Here is a 20,533-nt window from a genome sequence, read left to right on the forward strand (position 1 = left end):
CCCGCGCCCTGCACGGCCCGCGCCGCGACGAGCTGCCCCGGCGTCTGCGCGAGCCCGCCCGCCAGGCTCGCGACGCCGAAGACCGCGAACCCGGCGATCAGGGTGCGCCGCCGCCCCACCAGGTCGGCGAGGCGCCCGCCCAGCATGAGGAGGCCGCCGAAGGCGAGTGCGTAGGCGTTGACGACCCACAGCAGCGAATCCGCTCCGAAGCCGAGGTCGTCGCCGATGTCGGGCAGCGCGATGTTCACGACGGACATGTCGAGAGAGACCAGGAACTGCACGGTGAGCAGCACCGGGAGCAGCCAACGGGTCTGCAAGGGCTTCGAGTCAGCGAGGTTCACCATGCTCACGCACATTAACTATACGCGTATAGAAAATCCAGCGGCATGCGTCACCCGCACACCGCGGGCGCGACAATGAGCCACGTGGAAGCAGAGAAGAAGAAACGCGGCCGCCCCAGCCGCATCGACGTCGACACGATCGTCGGCATCGCGCGCCGCATCCTCCAGGAGGAGGGCGTGGCCGCCCTGAGCATGCGCCGGGTCGCCAAAGAGGTCGGCACGACCCCGATGGCGCTCTACCACCACGTACGCGACAAGGACGAGCTCCTGATGCTCACCCTGTCCGGGATGGCCGCCACGGTCCCGCGCCCCGAGCTCCCCGACGACCCGCGCGAGAGGCTGCTCACGGTCTCCGTACACATGCACGGCACGCTGGCCCGGATGCCCTGGGTGGTCGAGGTGCTGAGCCTCGGCGACCTCACCGACAAGGGTGCCCTGTGGATGGTCGAGGAGATCATCGCTTCGTGCGTCGCCTGCGGGCTGACACCGGCCCAGTCCGTCGCCGCCTACCGCACCATCTGGCACTGCGTCTACGGCGACCTGGTCTTCCGCCAGGCGATGGCCCGCCGCGCCGAGGAGCCCGACCGCAGGCGCCACTTCCCCGACATGATCACGGAAGCGGACGCCGAGGAGCTGCCCCACATGGCCGCACTCGCCGACCGCTGGCTGGAACTGACGGCGGACTACGACGTGTCCACGCAACTGGGAGCGGTCATCGACGGGCTCCTGGGGCAGGCGCGGCGCCCCTGAATCACCCCCGGCCGATGCGGGGCGTCAGTCCAGGCCCGCCGACTCGAACCGCCACCTGTGGACCGCCCGCGTCACCAACTCCGTCGCGGGCTCCGGCAGTTCGGGGAGGTCGGCGTCGTACGCGGCGTCCCACCACGTCAGGACGAGGACCCGGTCCTGCGGGGCGCGAAAGCTCTCCCGCCGGACCGGGTCGCCGTCCAGGACCTGCGCCCGCGCCCACGCGAGCAGTTCCTCGCCCCGGCCGTCGACGGCTCGGGCCTCCCACATCAGCGCGACGGTCACGAGTACAGGTTCTCCTTGCTGACCTCGTGCACATGATCGTGGTCGTGGTCGTGGCCGTGGGAGCGGCCCGGGACGTGCGGCTCCGTCACCGGCAGCGAGGAGTCCGCCGAGAGGTCCCAGTCGGACGCCGAGCGGTTGCGCGCCACCATCTCCGCGCCGAGCGCGGCCACCATCGCGCCGTTGTCCGTGCACAGCTTCGGCCGCGGCACCCGCAGCCGGATCCCGGCCGCCTCGCACCGCTCCTGGGCGAGGGCCCGCAGCCGGGTGTTGGCCGCCACGCCGCCGCCGATCATCAGGTGGTCCACGCCCTCGTCCTTGCAGGCCCGCACGGCCTTGCGGGTCAGCACGTCGACCACCGCCTCCTGGAAGGACGCCGCCACGTCACGGACGGGAACGTCCTCGCCCGCGGCCCGCTTGGCCTCGATCCAGCGCGCGACCGACGTCTTCAGGCCGGAGAAGGAGAAGTCGTACGCGGCGTCGCGCGGCCCGGTGAGGCCGCGCGGGAAGGCGATCGCCTTCGGGTCGCCCTCCTTCGCGTACCGGTCGATGACGGGACCGCCGGGGAAGCCGAGGTCGAGCACCCGCGCGATCTTGTCGAAGGCCTCGCCCGCCGCGTCGTCGATGGTCGCGCCCAGGGGGCGTACGTCCGATGTGATGTCGGTGGAGAGCAGCAGCGATGAGTGGCCGCCGGAGACGAGCAGCGCCATCGTCGGTTCGGGCAGCGTGCCGTGCTCCAGCTGGTCGACGCAGATGTGCGAGGCGAGGTGGTTCACGCCGTAGAGCGGCTTGCCGAGCGCGTACGCGTACGCCTTGGCCGCCGACACGCCCACGAGCAGCGCGCCCGCGAGGCCGGGTCCCGCGGTCACCGCGATGCCGTCCAGGTCCTTCGCGCTCACGCCCGCTTCCTTCAGGGCGCGGTCGATGGTCGGCACCATCGCCTCCAGGTGCGCGCGCGAGGCGACCTCGGGCACGACGCCGCCGAAGCGCGCGTGCTCGTCGACGCTGGAGGCGACGGCGTCGGCGAGCAGGGTCGTGCCGCGGACGATGCCGACACCGGTCTCGTCGCAAGAGGTCTCGATGCCGAGAACGAGAGGTTGGTCGCGCGAGTCAGCCATGGGTGTCGGTTCCTTGTACGGGATTGACTGAAGTTGATGGATCGGTCAGGCGCATCACCAGGGCGTCCACGTTGCCCGGCTGGTAGTAGCCGCGCCTGAAGCCGATGGGCTCGAAGCCGAAGCGCTCGTACAGCTTCTGCGCCCGTGTGTTGTCGACCCGCACCTCGAGCATGACCTCGGCGCACTCGAAGGCGGTGGCCGCGCCCAGCAGATCGGTGAGGAGCCGGGAGCCGAGCCCCGTGCCCCAGTGGCTCGGGGCCACCGCGATGGTCTGTACGTCTGCCTGGTCCCCGGCCGACGCGAGTCCCGCGTACCCGACGAGCCGGTCCTCGTCCGTCGCCACCACATAGCGGCGGGTGGCCAGCGGCCCGCGCGCGTGGGAGAGCTCGGACCAGAACATGCCGCGCGACCAGGCGTCGTCCGGGAAGAGTTCCTTCTCCAGGACGAAGACGGGTTCGATGTCCCACCAGCGCATCTCGCGCAGGACAACTGTCGTCACGGATGTCACTTGGGGGTGACCACCTTGTAGTTCTTGGGGACCTGCGCGTCAGGGCGGCGCAGGTACAGCGGCCTGGGGGCCAGTAGTTCCTCGCCCGCGGCGAGCTTCTCGGCGGCGAGCGAGGCCAGCGAGGCCGCCGAGACGTGCTCGGGGGCGCGGGCGTCCGGGAAGGTCTCGGGGTAGAGCACGGCCCCCGCGCCGACGGCGGGCAGGCCCGCCACCTCGTCCGCGATGTCGGCGGGGCGGTCCACGGCGGGCTCGGTGAGGCGGGTGCGCGGGTCCGCGTACCGCGCCCAGTAGACCTCCTTGCGCCGCGCGTCCGTGGCGACGACGAAGGGGCCGCCCTCGACGCCGGATTCGTACGCGAGGCCGTCGAGCGTGCACACGCCGTGCACCGGCACGCCGAGCGCGAGGCCGAAGGTGTCGGCGGTCATCAGGCCGACGCGCAGACCCGTGTACGGGCCGGGACCCACGCCGACGACGATGCCGGTCACGGCGTCGAGTCTGAGCCCCGCATCGGCGAGCACCCGGTCGACGGCGGGAAGCAGCAGCTCGCCGTGGCGGCGGGCGTCCACCTGGCTGGAGGCTGCGACGACGGACGAGCCGTCGTGCAGCGCGACGGTGACGGCGGGGGTGGCGGTATCCAGAGCGAGCAAGAGCACGCGAATAGCCTACGGCTCCGGCGCCCGGAGCACGGCCGACCGAGGATGCCGCACACCTGCTGCTAACGTCACCCCGTAGCCGTACGGAGTACGAAGAGGGTGGCGCAGGTGTCCAGGAGCAGCTCGGGATTCGTGGCCGGGCTCACCGCCGCTGCGCTCGCCGCGGTCGGCTTCCTCGCTTACCAGGCCTCGGCCAGCGCGCCGGACAACCTGGGCAAGAAGCCGGACAAGTCCCCTTCCGCGGCGGCCTCGCGCTCCCCCAAGGACAAGGCCGACCCCACGGCGGTCCCGGCGCAGTCCGGCACGGGCGAGAGGGTCGTCTACTCGGTGGGCGACGACCGCGTATGGCTGGTCGCGGGGTCCGGCAAGGCGCGGCGCACGTTCAAGGTCACGCCGAGCACGGTGGACCCGGTCCCCGGCACGTACGCCGTCACCTCGCGCTCGGGCACCGTCACCGGAACGGACGGCGTGGCGATCGAGCATGTCGTGCGCTTCGCGAACGTGGACGGCATCGCGATCGGCTTCAGCGCGGCGACGGACGGCTCGACGCCGAAGCCGGACCCGTCGAAGAAGACCGGCGGCATCCGTGAGTCGCGCAAGGACGGCAACGCGATGTGGGAGTTCGCGACGATCAGCAAGAAGGTCGTCGTCGTTCCGTAGCCGCGTCGCCCCTGGGCTCCGGATCGCGCGGCGGTGTCGAGACCGCGCTCGCGGCCGCGCAGGACGCCAGCAGATCGCGCATGGAAATCCCCGATGGCCCCGACAGCCCGTGCGGCCGGGGCTGTACGTCACGTTCTGAAGCCGACATGGATGCCTCCTGGGCTCCGGGGGCAGACGTGGTTAGGTAGACCTAACCAGTACTGGTATCCATGTGACCACGCCCGGAGCACGCCGCGCAACATCTTCCCGACGGCTTGTCGGAATGTTCGGGCGAAAAGACGAGGATCAGGCCGAGAGCAGCGTGAGGTCGGCCGCCGCCCACCGCGTCCCGACCCCGGTCAGCGTCACTTCGCGGACCTCGTCCGTCGTGTCGCCGACGGCCCGGTCGATGACGACGCGAAGGCGGTCGTCCGAGAGCTCCTCGACCTTGCCGTCGCCCCACTCCACGACGATCACCGATTCGGGCAGCGAGACGTCGAGGTCGAGGTCCTCCATCTCGTCGAGCCCGCCGCCCAGGCGGTACGCGTCCACGTGCACCAGGGGCGGCCCTTCGGACAGGGACGGGTGGACGCGGGCGATGACGAAGGTCGGGGACGTGACGGCGCCGCGCACGCCGAGGCCCTCGCCCAGGCCGCGGGTCAGGGTCGTCTTGCCGGCGCCGAGCTCGCCGGTGAGCATCACGAGGTCGCCGGGGCGGAGCAGCTTGGCCAGGCGGCGACCCAGGTCACCCATCTGCTCGGGCGAGGTGACGGTGATGCCGAGGGAGTTCACGGGGGCCGGGTTGTGCGGTGCTTCCATGCCCCCCAACGTTAGCCGCTGGACGTCCGTGCATCGGCCGCGCTCGGTACGGCTCCCGTGCGCGCGAGGAGGTCCGCGAGACGGTCCGTGACCACCTCTGGGTGCTCCAGCATGACCAGGTGCCCGGCGTCCGGGACGAGCACGAGCTCGGCGTCCGGGAGCAGATCGGCGATGGCCTCGCTGTGCTCGCTCGGCGTCACCAGGTCCTTGTCCCCGGCCAGGACGAGCACCGGGAGCTCGGCGAAGTGCTTCAGCGCCTCCGTCTTGTCGTGCTCGGCGAACGCCGGGTAGAACTGCGCGACCACGTCGATGGGCGTCGACTCGATCATCCGCTCGGCGAACCGCGAGATCGCCGGGTCCACGTCCTTCGACGAGAACGAATAGCGCTTGATGATGCCCGCGAAGAGGTCCGCGGTGGCCCGCCGCCCCTTCTCCACGAGATCGGCCTGCGATCCGAGCGCCTTCAGCACACCCGGGAGCACGCGCCGCACGGCGTTCATCCCCGCGACCGGAAGCCCGAAGTTGACCTGGCCGAGCCCCCCGGACGACGTACCGACGAGGGCGACGCCGACGACCCGCTCGCGGATCAGCTCCGGGAAATGGTCGGCGAGAGCCATCGTCGTCATGCCACCCATGGAGTGCCCGACGAGAACCAGCGGCCCCTCGGGCGCGGCCGCGTCGATGACGGCCTTCAGATCACGCCCCAACTGGTCGATGGAGACCGGCTTCCCGTCCTCCACCTGCGCCACGCCGCGCCCCGACCGGCCGTGGCTGCGCTGGTCCCAGTACACACAGCGCACGACGCCGCGCAGGGCCGCCCGCTGGAAGTGCCAGGAGTCCTGGCTCAGGCAGTAGCCATGGCTGAAGACGACGGTGACGGGAGCGGGTGCCTTGCGCCCGAAGAGCCTGCGGCGGCGCGGCGCCTGCGCGCTGTCCGCCGATGCCTTGTCGACCTCGTCGACCTCGTACGAGAGCTCCGTGCCGTCGTCGGCGTACGCCTGGCCCGGCATGCCGCGCAGCGAGCCGTACGGCCCGGACGCGTCGAGCGCGAGCCGTGCCTTCTTGCGCATGCCGCGGCCGACGGTCAGCCGCTCGATGGCGACACCGGCCGCGGCGCCCGCAGCGACGACGCCTATCGCGGCGCCGGCGAATCCGGCCCTACGCCAGTTCCCGGCCGCCGCGGCCACTTCCGTCACCGCTTCAGCGGCCGCCCCCGTGCTGGTCTCGCTCACGTGCCGCTCCTACTCACTCGTCGGGTCGCTCATTCACATAGACGCGGGGAACACGCGATCCGATGCGGGTGACGATCTCGTACGCGATGGTGCCCGCCGCCTGTGCCCAGTCCTCGGCGGTCGGCTCGCCCCGGTCACCGGGACCGAACAGGACGGCTTCGGAGCCCACCGCCGGCTCGTCACCGCCGAGGTCGACCACGAACTGGTCCATCGCCACCCTTCCGGCGACGGTCCGCCACTTGCCGCCGACGAGCACGGGTCCGGTGCCGGACGCGTGGCGCGGGATCCCGTCCCCGTACCCGACCGGGACGAGCCCCAGCGTCGTCTCGCCGGGTGTGACGTAGTGATGCCCGTAACTCACGCCGTGACCACCCGGGGCGTGCTTCACGAGGGCGAGCGAGGCGCTGAGCCTCATGACGGGCCGCAGCCCGAACTCCTCCGATGTGCCGACCTCGGGGCTGGGCGAGATCCCGTACATCGCGATCCCGGGACGTACGAGATCGAAGTGGGTCTCCGGAAGCGTGAGCGTGCCCGGCGAGTTGGCGATGTGGCGCACCTCGGGCCGGATCCCCCGCTCCTCCGCGGCCGCGACCATCTCGCGGAACAGCGCCAGTTGAGCGGCGATGGACGGATGTCCGGGCTCGTCCGCGCACGCGAAGTGCGACCAGAGCCCGGTGACGCGCACCAGTCCCTCGTCCTCGGCCTGCCGCGCCTGCGAGACCAGTTCGGGCCAGTCGGCAGGCATACAGCCATTGCGCCCGAGGCCGGTGTCGGCCTTCAACTGAATACGCGCGGTGCGCCCCACGGCCCGCGCGGCGGCGGACACTTCCCGCAACGCCCAGAGCCCGCTCACCGACATGTCGAGATCGGCCTCGACACCCTCGCGCCAGGGCCCGCCCGGGGTCCACAGCCAGCACATGAGGCGCCCCTGGATCCCGGCGGCCCGCAGCGCGAGCGCCTCCTCGGGGGTCGCGGCGCCCACCCAGGTGGCTCCCGCCTCGACGGCGGCACGGGCGCAGGGCACCATCCCGTGGCCGTACGCGTCCGCCTTCACGACGGCCATGAAGGCGGCGCCGGGCGCGAGGGCGCGCAAAGTCCGCACGTTGGCCCGAAGGGCGGCCAGGTCGATCTCGGCGCGGGCACGCAAAGGTGCGGTCTCAGTCATAACGCCGACCAGTGTCTCAGAGCCCGCTGACACCCTTGAAATGCCGGGCCTCTGCCGCCCTCCGGCCCGTCCCCCCGCATCCCCCCTGCCCGAACAAGCCTTTCCCGCCCACCCGCCCGATCACCCCGCATCCGCCCCTGGACGAACAAGCTTTCCCGCCCACCCACCCGATTGCCCCGCAGTGCGCGTACAGCAATGGAGGTGGGGCGGGGGCGGGGGCTGCGGAGGCTAGGGAGACCAGCCCCCACGAGCCCGCAGTCGGCGGCGCACGCGAGGGGACGTGCCGGTATGTCCGCCCGGAGCACGGCTCCCGACACTCCGGCCCCGAAGCACCAAAGCGGCCACCGGACGATAGCGAGGACGGACATACCGGCGCGGCCCCGCCCCCACAGACGAACAAGCCCCGCACCGGGCAAGCACCCGCAGGCGGCAACGCACCCGAGGGGACGAAGCGCCGAGGCCGCCCCAGGACGAACCCGCACCGCCCCGCCAAGCCGGACGCTAGTCCCCCCGTACATCCCGCCAAGCCACAGGAATCGCCTCCGCCACGTCCTGCGCCCCCACCGGCGCCCCATCCGCCGCACGCCGCCCCGCGAGCCCATGCAGATACGCGCCCACCGCCCCCGCGTCCCCCGCACCGAGCCCCGCCGCGAGCAACGCTCCCGCCAGCCCCGAAAGCACATCCCCGCTGCCCGCGGTGGCCAGCCAGGGCGTCCCCGTCGGGTTGACCCGCACCGCACCACCCGCCGGACCGGCGACCAGCGTCGTGGACCCCTTCAGCAGCACGGTCGCCCCGTACAGACCCGCCAACTCCCGCACAGCGGCAAGGCGCCCCCGCTCGACCTCCTCCCGCGCGACCCCCAACAGCGCGGCGGCCTCCCCCGCATGCGGCGTGAGCAACGTGGACGCGCCCCGCCCCCGCACCGCCGCCGCATCGGCAAGCCGCAGCCCGTCCGCGTCGATCAGCACGGGCACATCGGCGCCGACCACGTCCGCGAGCCGCTCGGAGTCGTCCCCGATCCCGGGCCCGACCACCCAGGCCTGCACCCGCCCCGCCTTGGACGGCGGTCCGGCGGAGACGAGGGTCTCCGGGAACCGCGCGATGACGGCATCCGCCGCGTGCCCCACGTAACGCACGGCCCCCGCACCACCCCGCAGCGCACCGGCGACGGCAAGCACAGCCGCTCCGGGGTACCGCTCGGACCCGGCGACGATCCCCACGACACCCCGCCGGTACTTGTCGCTCTCCCCGGTCGGCATCGGCAGGAGCGAGGCGACATCGACGTACTGCAGAGCCTCGACCTCGCCGCCCCCCTCCCCCAGCCCAAGCCCGAGCCCGATGTCGACAAGCCGAACCACACCCGCGTACTCCCGCCCGGGATCGATCAAAAGCCCCGGCTTGTACGCCCCGAAGGTCACCGTCACATCGGCTCTCACCGCCTCGCCGACGACCACCCCGCTGTCCGCGTCGACACCGCTCGGCAGGTCGACGGCGACCACAGGTTTCCCCAATACCCGTACAGCACCTGCCAGTTGAGAAGCCCGGTCCCGAAGTGCGCCCTTCCCCCCGATGCCCACGATCCCGTCCACGACAAGATCGGCCCCACGAAGAACGTCCTCCGCGCCGTCACGCGCGGCAACCCGCCCCCCAGCCCCCCGGAAGGCCGCGAGCCCCCCCGCATGCACCCGTTCAGGCGAAAGCAGCACCGCAGACAGCCCGGCCCCACGCCGGGCCAGCCGCGCCCCGGCGTACAGCGCGTCGCCCCCGTTGTCCCCGCTCCCCACGAGCAGCACGACCCGGGAGCCGTACACCTTGCCGAGCACCTCGGCACAGACCACCGCGAGCCCCGCCGCGGCCCGCTGCATCAGGGCACCTTCCGGCACCCGCGCCATCAACTCCCGCTCAGCAGCCCTGACCGTCTCCACCGAATACGCAGTACGCATACCCCGAGTGTCACCCGGCGCCCAGTGCCACGCACAGTGCCGCGCACAGTGCCTACCCCTCAGCAATCACCACGGCGGAAGCGACCCCCGCGTCATGACTGAGCGAGACATGCCACGACCGCACCCCCAATTCGGCGGCCCGCGCGGCAACCGTCCCCTTCACCCGCAGCCGCGGCTGCCCGCTCTCCTCGACGAACACCTCCGCGTCCGTCCACCGCAGACCCGCCGGCGCGCCCAGAGCCTTGGCCAACGCCTCCTTGGCCGCGAACCGCGCCGCCAGCGAGGCGATCCCCCGCCGTTCCCCGCTCGGCAGCAGCAACTCCCGTTCCACGAACAGCCGCTCCGCCATCCCCGGCGTACGCTCCAGCGCCGCCTCGAACCGCTCGATCTCGGCCACGTCGATACCGACCCCAATAATCACGAGCAGCAGCCTACGAGCCCGCGCACCCTAACGGTTCAAGCCCCGCAGGGGGTGATGCACCCCACCCCCCGCCCCGTTCAAACAGCCGTAACAATGGACTGTGATCTCATCGGTCTCCGTACCCCCGACGACCGCGCGGAGCGCCCACCGGCACAGGCCGGAGGCGACTCCCTACGTCGACCTCACCCGCACCGAGTGGAGCGCCCTGCGTGACAAGACGCCGCTCCCTCTGACCGCCGAGGAGCTGGAGCAGCTGCGCGGCCTGGGTGATGTCATCGACCTGGACGAAGTGCGGGACATCTATCTGCCGCTCTCCCGTCTCCTCAACCTCTACGTAGGCGCCACGGACGGCCTGCGCGGCGCGCTCAACACCTTCCTCGGCGAGAAGGGCTCCCAGTCGGGCACGCCCTTCGTCATAGGAGTCGCGGGCTCCGTGGCCGTGGGCAAGTCGACCGTCGCCCGTCTCCTCCAGGCCCTGCTCTCCCGCTGGCCCGAGCACCCCCGCGTCGAGCGGGTGACGACGGACGGCTTCCTCCTGCCCACCAAGGAGCTGGAGGCCCGCGGCCTGATGTCCCGCAAGGGCTTCCCCGAGTCGTACGACCGCCGCGCCCTGACCCGCTTCGTCGCCGACATCAAGGCGGGCAAGGACGAGGTGACGGCGCCCGTCTACTCCCACCTGATCTACGACATCGTGCCGGACCAGCGCCTCACGGTCCGCCGTCCCGACATCCTCATCGTCGAGGGCATCAACGTCCTCCAGCCGGCCCTCCCCGGCAAGGACGGCCGCACGCGCGTGGGCCTCGCCGACTACTTCGACTTCAGTGTGTACGTGGACGCGCGCGCCGAGGACATCGAGCGCTGGTACCTGAACCGCTTCAAGAAGCTCCGCGCCACGGCGTTCCAGGACCCGTCCTCGTACTTCCGCAAGTACACCCAGGTCTCGGAGGAGGAGGCCCTGGACTACGCCCGCACGACCTGGCGCACGATCAACAAGCCCAACCTCCTGGAGAACGTGGCCCCGACGCGCGGCCGAGCCGCCCTGGTCATCCGCAAGGGCCCCGACCACAAGGTGCAGAAGCTGAGCCTGCGCAAGCTCTGAACCCACGTACCCCGGACAGGCGGCTACCCTGCGCGCATGCTGCATCTACGCCTGATCACCCCGGCGGACAAGACGGACGACGTGGTGCGTCTGATCGAGAGGACGGTCGGCGCCACGCACCTCGCGGTCATGCCGGGCGCGGCCCGCAATCCCGCGGGCGACGTCGTGATGTGCGACGTCGCCCGTGAGGCGGGCGACACGCTGATCGGCGGCCTGCGCACGCTGGGCATCGACAAGTCGGGCTCGATCGCCCTGGAGAACATCGACCTGTCGCTCTCCCTGCGCGCGGACAGGGCGGAGGACGAGGCCCCGGGCGAGGGCGCGGACGCGGTCCTGTGGGAGCAGCTCTCCGACGCGACCCACGAGGAGTCGACGCTCTCGATCACCTACGTGGCGTTCATCACGCTCGCCACGATGATCGCGGCCTGCGGCGTGGTCCTCGACAACGCGATCCTGATCGTCGGCGCGATGGCGGTGGGCCCCGAGTTCGGCCCCCTGGCGGGCTTCTGCACCGCCCTGGTCCGGCGCGTCCCGCGCCTGGCCCTGCGCTCGCTCATCGCGATCCTGGTGGGCTTCGCGGTGGCGATGGTGGTGACGGTCGGCTTCAGCTACTTCATGGACGCGATGAACCTGTTCAGCGACGACGCCCTGAAGTCGGAGCGCCCGAACACGAACTTCATCTACCGCCCCGACTGGTTCTCGTTCGTGGTGGCGGTCCTCGCGGGCGCGGCGGGCATGCTGTCCCTCACCTCGGCGAAGTCGGGTGCCCTGGTCGGCGTCGCGATCTCGGTGACGACGGTCCCTGCGGCGGCGAACGCGGCCGTGGCCTTCAGCTACAACGAGTACAAGCAGGCGTGGGGCTCCACGGAGCAGCTCCTGCTCAACCTGCTGGGCATCGTCCTCGCCGGTACGCTCACGCTCCTGCTCCAGAAGTTCCTCTGGGCCAAGCAGCGCGAGCGTACCGCCAGGTCACAACTGGCCTAGCCCAGCGCGGACTTCACCACATCGGCGAGGCGGCTGGCCACGGACCGCGCCTGGTCGATGTCGGCGGCCTCGACCATGACGCGCACCAACGGCTCCGTGCCGGACGACCGCAGCAGCACCCGTCCCGTGGCGCCCAGTTCACGCTCGGCGTCGGCGACGGCGGCCGTCAGCTCGGCGGAGGTCGTGACCCGCGACTTGTCGACGTCGGGCACATTGATCAGGACCTGCGGAAGGCGCTCCATGACCCCGGCGAGGTCCGCGAGACTGCGCCCGGTCTCGGCGACGCGCGCCGCGAGCAGAAGCCCCGTCAGCGTGCCGTCACCCGTGGTCGCGTGGTCCAGGACGATCACGTGCCCGGACTGCTCGCCGCCGAGCGCGAAGCCGTGCTCCTTCATCGACTCGAGCACATAGCGGTCGCCGACGGCGGTCTGCACCAGGGAGAGGCCCTCGCGCTCCATGGCGAGCTTGAAGCCGAGGTTCGACATGACCGTCGCGACGACGGTGTCCGAGCGCAGCGTGCCGTGCTCGCGCATGGCCAGGGCCAGGACGGCGAGGATCTGGTCCCCGTCGATCTCGGCGCCCGTGTGGTCCACGGCGAGGCAGCGGTCCGCGTCACCGTCGTGCGCGACACCGAAGTCGGCGCCATGCTCGACGACGGCGGCCTTCAGGAGGCCCAGGTGCGTGGATCCGCAGCCGTCGTTGATGTTCAGGCCGTCCGGCTTGGCGCCGATCGTGATGATCTCGGCACCGGCGCGCGCGAACGCCTCGGGCGAGACGCGGGCGGCGGCGCCGTGCGCCTCGTCGAGGACGATCTTCAGTCCGTCGAGGCGGTTGGGCAGCACACCGAGGAGATGCGCGACGTACTGGTCGAGGCCCTGGTCGTACGTCCGCACACGGCCGACGCCCGCGCCCGTGGGGCGCTGCCAGGGAGCACCGGTGCGGTGCTCCTCGTACACGGACTCGATGCGGTCCTCGAGCTCGTCGGCCAGCTTCTGGCCGCCGCGCGCGAAGAACTTGATGCCGTTGTCCGGCATGGCGTTGTGGCTCGCGGAGAGCATCACGCCGAGGTCGGCGCCCAGCGCACCGGTGAGATGCGCCACCGCGGGGGTGGGCAGCACACCGACGAGCTGGACGTCCACGCCTGCGCTCGCGAGACCGGCGACCACCGCGGCCTCCAGGAACTCCCCTGACGCGCGGGGGTCTCGTCCGACCACCGCGACCGGCCGATGGCCCTCGAACGTGCCCACTTCGCCGAGCACATGAGCCGCTGCCACGGAGAGCCCGAGCGCGAGCTCGGCCGTCAGATCCGCGTTGGCGACACCGCGCACGCCGTCCGTGCCGAAGAGTTGTCCCACTGCTGTCCTCCTCCGGAGTTCTACCCCGGGGTCACCGGGGTCCCGACCCGGGATCACCAGGATCACCAGGTTTCCGATAAACGAACGCCCCGGCAGCACACAACGTGCCGCCGGGGCGAACGAAAAGTACAAGCAGGCAGATTAGCGCTTGCTGTACTGCGGAGCCTTGCGGGCCTTCTTGAGACCGGCCTTCTTGCGCTCGACCGCGCGGTCGTCACGCTTGAGGTAACCGGCCTTCTTGAGGGCGGCGCGGTTGTTGTCGACGTCGGCCTCGTTCAGCGCACGGGCGACACCGAGACGGAGCGCACCGGCCTGACCGGAGACGCCGCCACCCGAGATGCGGGCGATGACGTCGTAGCGGTTGTCGAGCTCGAGCACCTTGAAGGGCTCGTTGACTTCCTGCTGGTGGACCTTGTTCGGGAAGTAGTCCTCGAGCGTGCGCCCGTTGACCTTCCACTTGCCGGTGCCCGGGACGATCCGGACGCGGGCGATGGCGTTCTTGCGACGGCCCAGGCCGGCGGCCGGCTGCGGGTCGCCGAAGCGCGCGGCGTTCGACTCCGAGGTGTACTCGCCCTCGACGGGCGCCTCGGACTCGGTGGTGTACTGCTCTACGTCAACAACCTCGGTCTCTTCGACCGGCTGCTCAACGGTGGTCTCGGCCACGATTCTCCTCAGATTTCTTTACGTCTTTGGGGGTGGCCGGAACTACTGCGCGACCTGGGTGATCTCGAACGGGACCGGCTGCTGAGCGCCGTGCGGGTGCTGGTCGCCCGCGTAGATCTTCAGCTTCGAGAGCATCTGACGACCCAGGGTGTTCTTGGGGATCATGCCCTTGACGGCCTTCTCGACGGCCTTCTCGGGGTTCTTCGCAAGAAGCTCGTCGTAGCGGACGGAACGCAGACCACCCGGGTAGCCGGAGTGGCGGTACGCCATCTTCTGGGTCTTCTTGTTGCCGGACAGGTGAACCTTGTCGGCGTTGATGATGATGACGAAGTCGCCCATGTCCATGTGGGGGGCGTAGATCGCCTTGTGCTTGCCCCGCAGGAGGTTGGCGGCAGTGGTCGCCAGACGGCCCAGGACGATGTCCTGAGCGTCAATGACGTGCCACTGGCGGGTCACATCGCCGGGCTTAGGGCTGTACGTACGCACTTCGTAGCCTTCGCTTCTTCAGTGGATGGGGTCCAGACACACGGCACCCAGGAAGCGATCATGCAGCTGGGGCTCACAATGCCGGGGACGCTGCCCGTATGCGAGCCACTGGTAACTGCTCCAGGGAACCTACGTATGGGCCCTTCGCGTGAGAACGACGACACCAATACGCATAACAATCCCCGAGACTACCCGCGCCGCCCCGTACGGGTCAAAACGCGCCTCTGGAGACCGGCACCGGCGACTCCACCGCCTCAGGCGGTTCTGCGCCATCCAGACTAGCCACACTCGGCCGCAGACCGGACCGGGCGACCGTGAAGGCCAGCACACAGAGCGTGAGCGAGTCCTTGAAGGCCCGCCGCGTACCCGGCTCCAGCCAGGGCCAGGCGAACCCCGGGACCTGCGGGACGAGCGCCAGCCAGAACCACGGCCCCCGGGCCACCGCCCCCGGCACCAGCGCCCCGGCGAGCAGCAGCGGCACGACGACGAGCAGATAGTGGTCGTACGACGGCCTGGACACCAGGAAGGCCGCCAGCATCAGCATCACGGCCGTCTCGACGACCCGGGCCTCCCGCGACCCGCCACCGCCCCGCCAGCGCCGCCACGCGCACCACACCCCCGCCCCGGCAGCCACGAGGGCGAGCAGCGTCGCCGCCCCCTGCGGCACCCCGAGCCGCGGCAGGACGGCGGCGGGCGAAGCCTCGTAGAGCCGTACGAACCTGTCGTCGCCCCGCAGCAGGAACGGCAGCGTCCGCGTGAAGAAGCCCGCCGGGTCCGGCATGGCGAGCGCCGCCACCGCCGAGACCAGCGCCGGGACGAGCACCGCTCCCCCGAGTCCCCGCCAACGCCGCGCGAAGACGAAGAGCAGCACCACCGGCGCGAGCAGCGGCTTCACGGCGACGGCGGCCCCGATCACAAGCCCGGCGGCCACCCACCGCCCCCGGCACACGAGCAGCAGCGCGAGCGGCAGCGCGGCGGCCGACGCCACGGTCCAGTTGCCGAGCTGGACAAGGTGCCCGAACGGCGCGAACCCCACGGCGAGCGCCAGCAGACCGAGCACCGCGAACCGGCTGCGCCACGGCACCCCGTAGATCCGCAGCGCACACCCCCACCCGAAGACGAGCGAACCCGTGACCCCCGCAGGGACGAGGAAGCGCACGACGGACTGCGGAAGCAGCGCCTGCGGCACCGCGGCGAGCACGGCGCCCGGCAGATAGAGGAAGTGCCGGTCGGCATAGGGCGAACGCCCCTCAAGCCAGGCCTCGGCCGCCCGCACCACGATGGCGTTGTCCATCCCGCCGTCCGGACCCCGCAGCCCCACCCGGACGACCGCGGCGACGAGCACGGCCCCGAGCGCCGCCCAGCCGTGCCAGGTCACCGGCCGCAGCAACCACCCACTAACAGCTACTTTGCCCGTATTCATACGGATCAGGCTAGGCCGGGCCCCTCCCCCGACCCCCGCTCAACATCCCCAACTCCCCGTCTAAGATGCGGCGCATGAGCTTTGGGCAAGGGGGACCTCAGTGGGGTCCAGGGGATTCACAGACCCCTGACTGGGCGGCGCTCGCCGAGGCGTCCGAATCGCGCACCCGGCGCCGCAAATGGCTGATGATCGGTGGCGGCGCGCTCGCCACCGTCGTGGTCGCGGCCGCCGTCGCCGTCGCGGTCGTCTCCGCGAACAGCGACAACTCCTCCGCGTCGAACAAACCGGCCAGCGAGCTGCCCTCGACCGCGGACATCCCCGGCGCGAGCGAGAAGCCCGGCCCGTCCTTCGAGGAGACGACGCCGCCGCCCCCGCCGGACCCCAAGGAGTTCATCTCCAGCGCCAAGAAGGACAAGGCGCCGCTCAGCGCCGACACGCTCTTCCCCGGCAAGTCGCTGACCTCGGGCGACCGCGTCTACAAGAAGGGCGCCACCAGCGGCACGAAGAAGTGCGCGAGCGTCACGCAGGCCAAGCTCGGCGCGGTCCTCACCAAGAACGACTGCACGCAGCTCTTCCGCGCCAGCTACGTCAAGGACAACATCGCCGTCACGGTCGGCGTCGCCGTCTTCGACACGGCCGCCCAGGCCGCCAAGGCCAACGAACAGGCGAAGGAAGGCCTGGTCGTCGCGCTGCCCGGCAAGGGCATCCCCGCCTTCTGCCGTACGGCGGTCTGCCGCGGCACGTACAACGCCTACGGCCGCTACGCCTACTTCACGACCTCCGGCTTCACCAGCGACAAGGACGTCACGACGAAGGAGCGCAAGGTCTACACCGTCGGCGACGACCTGGCCCGCTTCGCCTTCGGCCAGATCAACCGGCGGGGCGAGGCCCAGGCCTCCGCCGCGGCCAACGCCCCGTAGCAGGCAGGCAGTCGAGGGTCCGGCAGTCGGGGCTCAGCAGCACCCGGCGCCGGGCAACGTCCGCTTGTTGCGTGCTTCCTTGCTGCGCGCGGCGAGCAACTCGTCGGCGGGGTAGCCGACTTCCTCCAGGGTCAGCCCGTGCGGCCGTACGACATGGACGGCGGAGTCCCGCACGCCCGCGGCGAGCACCTTGGCAGGCCACTCCACAGGCCGGTGTCCATCACCCACGAACAACATGGCACCGACCAGGGACCGCACCATGTTGTGGCAGAAGGCATCGGCCCGCACGGTCGCCTCGAGAATCCCGTCCGGCCGCCGCTCCCAGCGCAGTTCCTGGAGCGTACGAATCGTCGTGGCGCCCTCACGCTTCTTGCAGTAGGCCGCGAAATCATGCTCGCCGATGAGCTTCTCGGCCGCGGCGTTCATGGCGTCGAGATCCAACTCCCAGTCGTGCCACAGCACATGGCTGCGCAACAGCGGATCGACACCGCCCGGGTGATCGGTCACGCGATAGGCGTAGCGCCGCCACACGGCCGCGAACCGCGCGTTGAACCCCGCGGGGGCCTCGGCGACCTTCCAGACCCGCACGTCGTGCGGCAGCCGCCCCGCAAGCCTGCGCAGCAGCTTGTCACTGTGCTCGGCCCACACCCCCTCAGGCAGATCGACATGAGCGACCTGTCCCCGCGCGTGCACTCCGCTGTCGGTCCGCCCGGCGACGGTCAGCTCGTACGTCTCCTGCGACCGCGTCACGGTCCGCAGCGCGTCCTCGATCTCCCCCTGGACGGTCCGCTGCCCCTGCCGCTGCTTGGCCCAGCCGGAGAAGTCCTTGCCGTCGTACGAAAGGTCGAGACGCACCCGCACGAACCCGGGCTCTACTTCATCACTCACACCAGTAATCCTCTCAGCACCAGGGACATGCGAAAGCGGGCCCGCCCCGAAGGGCGGACCCGCTCACAGCAAGGCAGAGCCTCAGGCGTCCTTCGACTCCTCGGCGGCCTCAACCGGCTTCGCGTCCTCGACGGGCGCGTCGTCCTTCTTGAGGGCGTCTTCCTTGACGGCACGCTTCGTGGCCGCCTCGGCCTCACCGGTGGCAGCCTGCGCCACGGTCAGGGCCTCCACCAGCTCGATGATCGCCATGGGCGCGTTGTCGCCACGACGGTTACCGATCTTGGTGATACGGGTGTAGCCACCCGGGCGGTTCTCGTAGCGCGGGCCGATCTCGGTGAAGAGCGTGTGGACGATGCTCTTGTCCGTGATCACCTGGAGCACCTGGCGGCGGTTGTGAAGGTCACCCTTCTTCGCCTTGGTGACCAGACGCTCCGCGTAGGGACGCAGACGACGGGCCTTCGCCTCGGTGGTGGTGATGCGGCCGTACTCGAAGAGCTGCTTGGCGAGGTTCGCCAGAAGAAGCTTCTCGTGCGCGGCACTGCCGCCCATACGGGCGCCCTTGGTGGGCTTCGGCATGGTGTTTCTCCTTGTTGTCTGCCCCGGCCGTATCAGGTACCGGAGTCAGTGGCACCGCACCCCGTAAGGGGCGCGGGGAACTGCGCGAGCAACCAAAACGCACGCGCAGCCAAAATCAAACCGTCAGTCCCGAGCTCTTAGTACTGCTCGGTCTCGACGAACCCGGCGTCAGCGTCGTCGTCGGCGCCAAAGGCATCCGCGGCGGCGGTCGGGTCGAAGCCGGGAGGCGAGTCCTTCAGCGCAAGACCCATGCCATTGAGCTTCATCTTGACCTCGTCGATCGACTTCGCACCGAAGTTGCGGATGTCGAGCAGGTCCGCCTCGGAGCGGGCCACGAGCTCACCCACGGAGTGGATGCCCTCGCGCTTGAGGCAGTTGTACGACCGAACGGTGAGCTCGAGCTCCTCGATCGGCAGGGCGAGATCAGCAGCCAGGGCCGCGTCCGTCGGCGAGGGGCCCATGTCGATGCCCTCGGCGTCGATGTTGAGCTCGCGCGCCAGACCGAACAGCTCGACCAGGGTCTTACCGGCGGACGCCATGGCGTCACGCGGCCGCATGGCCTGCTTGGTCTCGACGTCGACGATCAGCTTGTCGAAGTCGGTGCGCTGCTCGACACGGGTCGCCTCGACCTTGTACGTGACCTTGAGGACCGGCGAGTAGATGGAGTCGACCGGAATACGACCGATCTCCTGGCCCACCTGCTTGTTCTGGACGGCGGAGACGTAGCCGCGACCGCGCTCGACGGTCAGCTCCATCTCCAGCTTGCCCTTGCCGTTGAGCGTGGCGAGGACCAGGTCGGGGTTGTGCACCTCGACACCGGCCGGCGGCGCGATGTCCGCGGCGGTCACGAGGCCCGGGCCCTGCTTGCGCAGGTACATCACGACAGGCTCGTCGTGCTCGGACGACACGACGAGCTGCTTGATGTTGAGGATGAGGTCGGTGACGTCTTCCTTGACGCCCGGCACGGTGGTGAACTCGTGCAGGACACCGTCGATGCGGATGGACGTGACAGCCGCACCCGGGATCGAGGAGAGAAGGGTCCGACGCAGAGAGTTGCCGAGGGTGTAGCCGAAGCCCGGCTCCAGCGGCTCGATCACGAACCGGGAGCGGAATTCGTCGACGACCTCTTCGGTCAACGAGGGACGCTGAGCGATCAGCATGAAGTGTTTCCTTCAGTCATGGACACCCACTATTTGATGTCCTTGAGTACTACAAGGGTACGGGCGGTACGGCTCCGAGGAGCCGCACCGCCCGAAAATCCCTGAGTCAAGCGACGTGCGTCAGACGCGGCGGCGCTTGGGGGGACGGCAGCCGTTGTGCGGCGTCGGCGTGACGTCCTGGATCGAACCGACCTCGAGGCCAGTGGCCTGGAGGGAGCGGATCGCGGTCTCACGGCCGGAGCCGGGACCCTTGACGAAGACGTCAACCTTGCGCATGCCGTGCTCCTGGGCGCGACGCGCGGCCGACTCGGCGGCCATCTGCGCGGCGAACGGAGTCGACTTGCGCGAGCCCTTGAAGCCGACGTGGCCGGCGGAGGCCCAGCTGATCACGTTGCCCGTGGGGTCCGTGATCGAGACGATGGTGTTGTTGAACGTGCTCTTGATGTGGGCGTGCCCGTGAGCGACGTTCTTCTTTTCCTTGCGGCGCACCTTCTTGGCAGCGCCCTGACGACCCTTGGGGGGCATCTATTAACTCCTACGCGAGGTGGTCGGTCCTGCAGCGACAGCTGTCGATCGACCGCTGAGGACTACTTCTTGCCCGGCTTCTTCTTACCGGCGATGGCGCGACGCGGGCCCTTACGGGTGCGGGCGTTGGTGCTGGTGCGCTGACCGCGGACGGGCAGGCCACGACGGTGACGAAGACCCTGGTAGCAACCGATCTCGACCTTGCGGCGGATGTCGGCCTGGATCTCGCGACGGAGGTCACCCTCGGTCTGGATGTTCGCGTCCACGTACTCGCGGATCTTGATCATGTCCTCTTCGGACAGATCACGAACACGGGTGTTGCGGTCCACACCGGTGGCGTCCAGCGTCTGCTGGGACAGCGTGCGGCCAATGCCGAACACGTACGTGAGGGCGACCTCAACACGCTTTTCGCGCGGGAGGTCAACACCTTCAAGGCGTGCCATTCAAGGCTCCTGTTGATTTTCGGAGGTCTTCAGCAGGACCGTTCCCAGGTGCCGACCGCTCCCTCAAGAGAAGTGGTACATCCCAGGTCCCCGGCCTCCGACCGGGGGTGTCGCCCTCCATCACTGAAGAGGGACGGGTCCT

At 70.3% G+C, this 20,533-nt stretch carries 23 protein-coding genes and 1 pseudogene; 5 read left to right on the top strand and 19 right to left on the bottom strand.

Going from position 1 to position 20,533, the window contains the following annotated elements:
• Positions 1-344 (bottom strand): MFS transporter (locus tag ABD378_RS18225; RefSeq protein ID WP_344522035.1); only part of this gene is annotated, 344 nt, incomplete at its 3' end.
• Positions 345-416: 72 nt separating this feature from the next.
• Here ABD378_RS18225 and ABD378_RS18230 point away from each other — a divergent pair.
• Entirely contained in the window at positions 417-1,091 is a 675-nt protein-coding gene (locus tag ABD378_RS18230; protein WP_386546734.1) for a TetR/AcrR family transcriptional regulator, read from the top strand.
• A gap of 24 nt (positions 1,092-1,115) precedes the next feature.
• Here ABD378_RS18230 and ABD378_RS18235 read toward each other — a convergent pair whose 3' ends face one another.
• From ABD378_RS18235 to tsaB, 4 genes are read right to left on the bottom strand one after another with little or no spacing between them, the layout of a single operon-like run.
• On the bottom strand, positions 1,116-1,373 hold the full coding sequence (locus tag ABD378_RS18235) for a hypothetical protein (protein WP_344521992.1): 258 nt from the start codon (positions 1,371-1,373) through the stop codon (positions 1,116-1,118).
• Positions 1,370-2,488 (bottom strand): tRNA (adenosine(37)-N6)-threonylcarbamoyltransferase complex transferase subunit TsaD, encoded by a 1,119-nt coding sequence (tsaD, locus tag ABD378_RS18240; RefSeq protein ID WP_344521993.1) that lies wholly within the window; start codon positions 2,486-2,488, stop codon positions 1,370-1,372. Before tsaD ends, ABD378_RS18235 begins: the two co-directional genes overlap by 4 nt.
• Positions 2,481-2,963, bottom strand: coding sequence for a ribosomal protein S18-alanine N-acetyltransferase (rimI, locus tag ABD378_RS18245; RefSeq protein WP_344522036.1), 483 nt, complete (start codon positions 2,961-2,963; stop codon positions 2,481-2,483). The genes tsaD and rimI overlap by 8 nt, the downstream gene beginning before the upstream one ends.
• Positions 2,964-2,992: 29 nt before the next feature.
• Positions 2,993-3,649 (bottom strand): tRNA (adenosine(37)-N6)-threonylcarbamoyltransferase complex dimerization subunit type 1 TsaB, encoded by a 657-nt coding sequence (gene tsaB / locus ABD378_RS18250; protein ID WP_344521994.1) that lies wholly within the window; start codon positions 3,647-3,649, stop codon positions 2,993-2,995.
• 108 nt (positions 3,650-3,757) lie between these two features.
• Between tsaB and ABD378_RS18255 the strand changes: the two genes are divergently transcribed.
• The gene (locus tag ABD378_RS18255) at positions 3,758-4,309 is read left to right on the top strand and encodes a hypothetical protein (RefSeq protein WP_344521995.1); all 552 of its coding nucleotides are present in this window, start codon (positions 3,758-3,760) and stop codon (positions 4,307-4,309) included.
• A 285-nt stretch (positions 4,310-4,594) separates the two neighbouring features.
• Here the strand turns inward: ABD378_RS18255 and tsaE are convergent, their stop codons facing one another.
• The 5 genes and pseudogenes from tsaE to ABD378_RS18280 form a co-directional block, all read right to left on the bottom strand.
• Positions 4,595-5,107, bottom strand: coding sequence for a tRNA (adenosine(37)-N6)-threonylcarbamoyltransferase complex ATPase subunit type 1 TsaE (gene tsaE, locus ABD378_RS18260; protein WP_344521996.1), 513 nt, complete (start codon positions 5,105-5,107; stop codon positions 4,595-4,597).
• Positions 5,034-6,339 (bottom strand): annotated as a pseudogene (locus ABD378_RS18265) (alpha/beta fold hydrolase). The gene tsaE and the pseudogene ABD378_RS18265 overlap by 74 nt, the downstream one beginning before the upstream one ends.
• 13 nt (positions 6,340-6,352) lie before the next feature.
• A complete protein-coding gene (alr, locus tag ABD378_RS18270; RefSeq protein ID WP_344521998.1) occupies positions 6,353-7,504 on the bottom strand; it encodes an alanine racemase in 1,152 nt (383 codons plus the stop codon).
• A gap of 501 nt (positions 7,505-8,005) precedes the next feature.
• On the bottom strand, positions 8,006-9,448 hold the full coding sequence (locus ABD378_RS18275) for an NAD(P)H-hydrate dehydratase (protein WP_344521999.1): 1,443 nt from the start codon (positions 9,446-9,448) through the stop codon (positions 8,006-8,008).
• 52 nt (positions 9,449-9,500) lie between these two features.
• The gene (locus ABD378_RS18280; RefSeq protein WP_344522000.1) at positions 9,501-9,869 is read right to left on the bottom strand and encodes a holo-ACP synthase; all 369 of its coding nucleotides are present in this window, start codon (positions 9,867-9,869) and stop codon (positions 9,501-9,503) included.
• A gap of 100 nt (positions 9,870-9,969) precedes the next feature.
• Here ABD378_RS18280 and coaA point away from each other — a divergent pair, with 100 nt between their 5' ends.
• Both coaA and ABD378_RS18290 read left to right on the top strand, forming a co-directional pair.
• Positions 9,970-10,968 (top strand): type I pantothenate kinase, encoded by a 999-nt coding sequence (gene coaA, locus ABD378_RS18285; protein WP_344522001.1) that lies wholly within the window; start codon positions 9,970-9,972, stop codon positions 10,966-10,968.
• 36 nt (positions 10,969-11,004) lie between these two features.
• Positions 11,005-11,952, top strand: a complete 948-nt coding sequence (locus ABD378_RS18290) for a DUF389 domain-containing protein (protein ID WP_344522002.1) — start codon at positions 11,005-11,007, stop codon at positions 11,950-11,952.
• On the opposite strand, the gene glmM is transcribed toward ABD378_RS18290, so the two are convergent.
• The 4 genes from glmM to ABD378_RS18310 all read right to left on the bottom strand — a co-directional run bounded on the left by glmM (position 11,949) and on the right by ABD378_RS18310 (position 15,879).
• Complete coding sequence (gene glmM, locus ABD378_RS18295; RefSeq protein ID WP_344522003.1) at positions 11,949-13,307, bottom strand: phosphoglucosamine mutase; 1,359 nt, start codon at positions 13,305-13,307, stop codon at positions 11,949-11,951. The two genes, ABD378_RS18290 and glmM, sit on opposite strands and share 4 nt — an antisense overlap.
• A gap of 141 nt (positions 13,308-13,448) precedes the next feature.
• On the bottom strand, positions 13,449-13,970 hold the full coding sequence (gene rpsI, locus ABD378_RS18300) for a 30S ribosomal protein S9 (RefSeq protein ID WP_249588321.1): 522 nt from the start codon (positions 13,968-13,970) through the stop codon (positions 13,449-13,451).
• A 42-nt stretch (positions 13,971-14,012) separates the two neighbouring features.
• Complete coding sequence (rplM, locus tag ABD378_RS18305; RefSeq protein WP_344522004.1) at positions 14,013-14,456, bottom strand: 50S ribosomal protein L13; 444 nt, start codon at positions 14,454-14,456, stop codon at positions 14,013-14,015.
• A 211-nt stretch (positions 14,457-14,667) separates the two neighbouring features.
• The gene (locus ABD378_RS18310; protein WP_344522005.1) at positions 14,668-15,879 is read right to left on the bottom strand and encodes a glycosyltransferase family 87 protein; all 1,212 of its coding nucleotides are present in this window, start codon (positions 15,877-15,879) and stop codon (positions 14,668-14,670) included.
• Between the two features lie 74 nt (positions 15,880-15,953).
• Between ABD378_RS18310 and ABD378_RS18315 the strand changes: the two genes are divergently transcribed.
• Positions 15,954-16,799 (top strand): hypothetical protein, encoded by an 846-nt coding sequence (locus ABD378_RS18315; protein WP_344522006.1) that lies wholly within the window; start codon positions 15,954-15,956, stop codon positions 16,797-16,799.
• Between the two features lie 33 nt (positions 16,800-16,832).
• On the opposite strand, the gene truA is transcribed toward ABD378_RS18315, so the two are convergent.
• The 5 genes from truA to rpsM all read right to left on the bottom strand — a co-directional run bounded on the left by truA (position 16,833) and on the right by rpsM (position 20,391).
• The gene (gene truA, locus ABD378_RS18320) at positions 16,833-17,687 is read right to left on the bottom strand and encodes a tRNA pseudouridine(38-40) synthase TruA (protein WP_344522007.1); all 855 of its coding nucleotides are present in this window, start codon (positions 17,685-17,687) and stop codon (positions 16,833-16,835) included.
• An 81-nt stretch (positions 17,688-17,768) separates the two neighbouring features.
• Complete coding sequence (gene rplQ / locus ABD378_RS18325) at positions 17,769-18,263, bottom strand: 50S ribosomal protein L17 (RefSeq protein WP_249588326.1); 495 nt, start codon at positions 18,261-18,263, stop codon at positions 17,769-17,771.
• Between the two features lie 137 nt (positions 18,264-18,400).
• Positions 18,401-19,423 (bottom strand): DNA-directed RNA polymerase subunit alpha, encoded by a 1,023-nt coding sequence (locus ABD378_RS18330; RefSeq protein ID WP_016645160.1) that lies wholly within the window; start codon positions 19,421-19,423, stop codon positions 18,401-18,403.
• Between the two features lie 120 nt (positions 19,424-19,543).
• A complete protein-coding gene (gene rpsK / locus ABD378_RS18335; protein ID WP_003948617.1) occupies positions 19,544-19,948 on the bottom strand; it encodes a 30S ribosomal protein S11 in 405 nt (134 codons plus the stop codon).
• Positions 19,949-20,010: 62 nt separating this feature from the next.
• Positions 20,011-20,391 carry a 30S ribosomal protein S13 gene (gene rpsM, locus ABD378_RS18340; RefSeq protein WP_344522008.1) on the bottom strand — a complete coding sequence of 127 codons (381 nt, stop codon included), beginning with the start codon at positions 20,389-20,391 and terminating at the stop codon, positions 20,011-20,013.
• Positions 20,392-20,533: the final 142 nt, after the last annotated feature.

The organism is Streptomyces rectiviolaceus (genome assembly GCF_039533825.1).
Lineage (GTDB): Bacteria > Actinomycetota > Actinomycetes > Streptomycetales > Streptomycetaceae > Streptomyces > Streptomyces rectiviolaceus.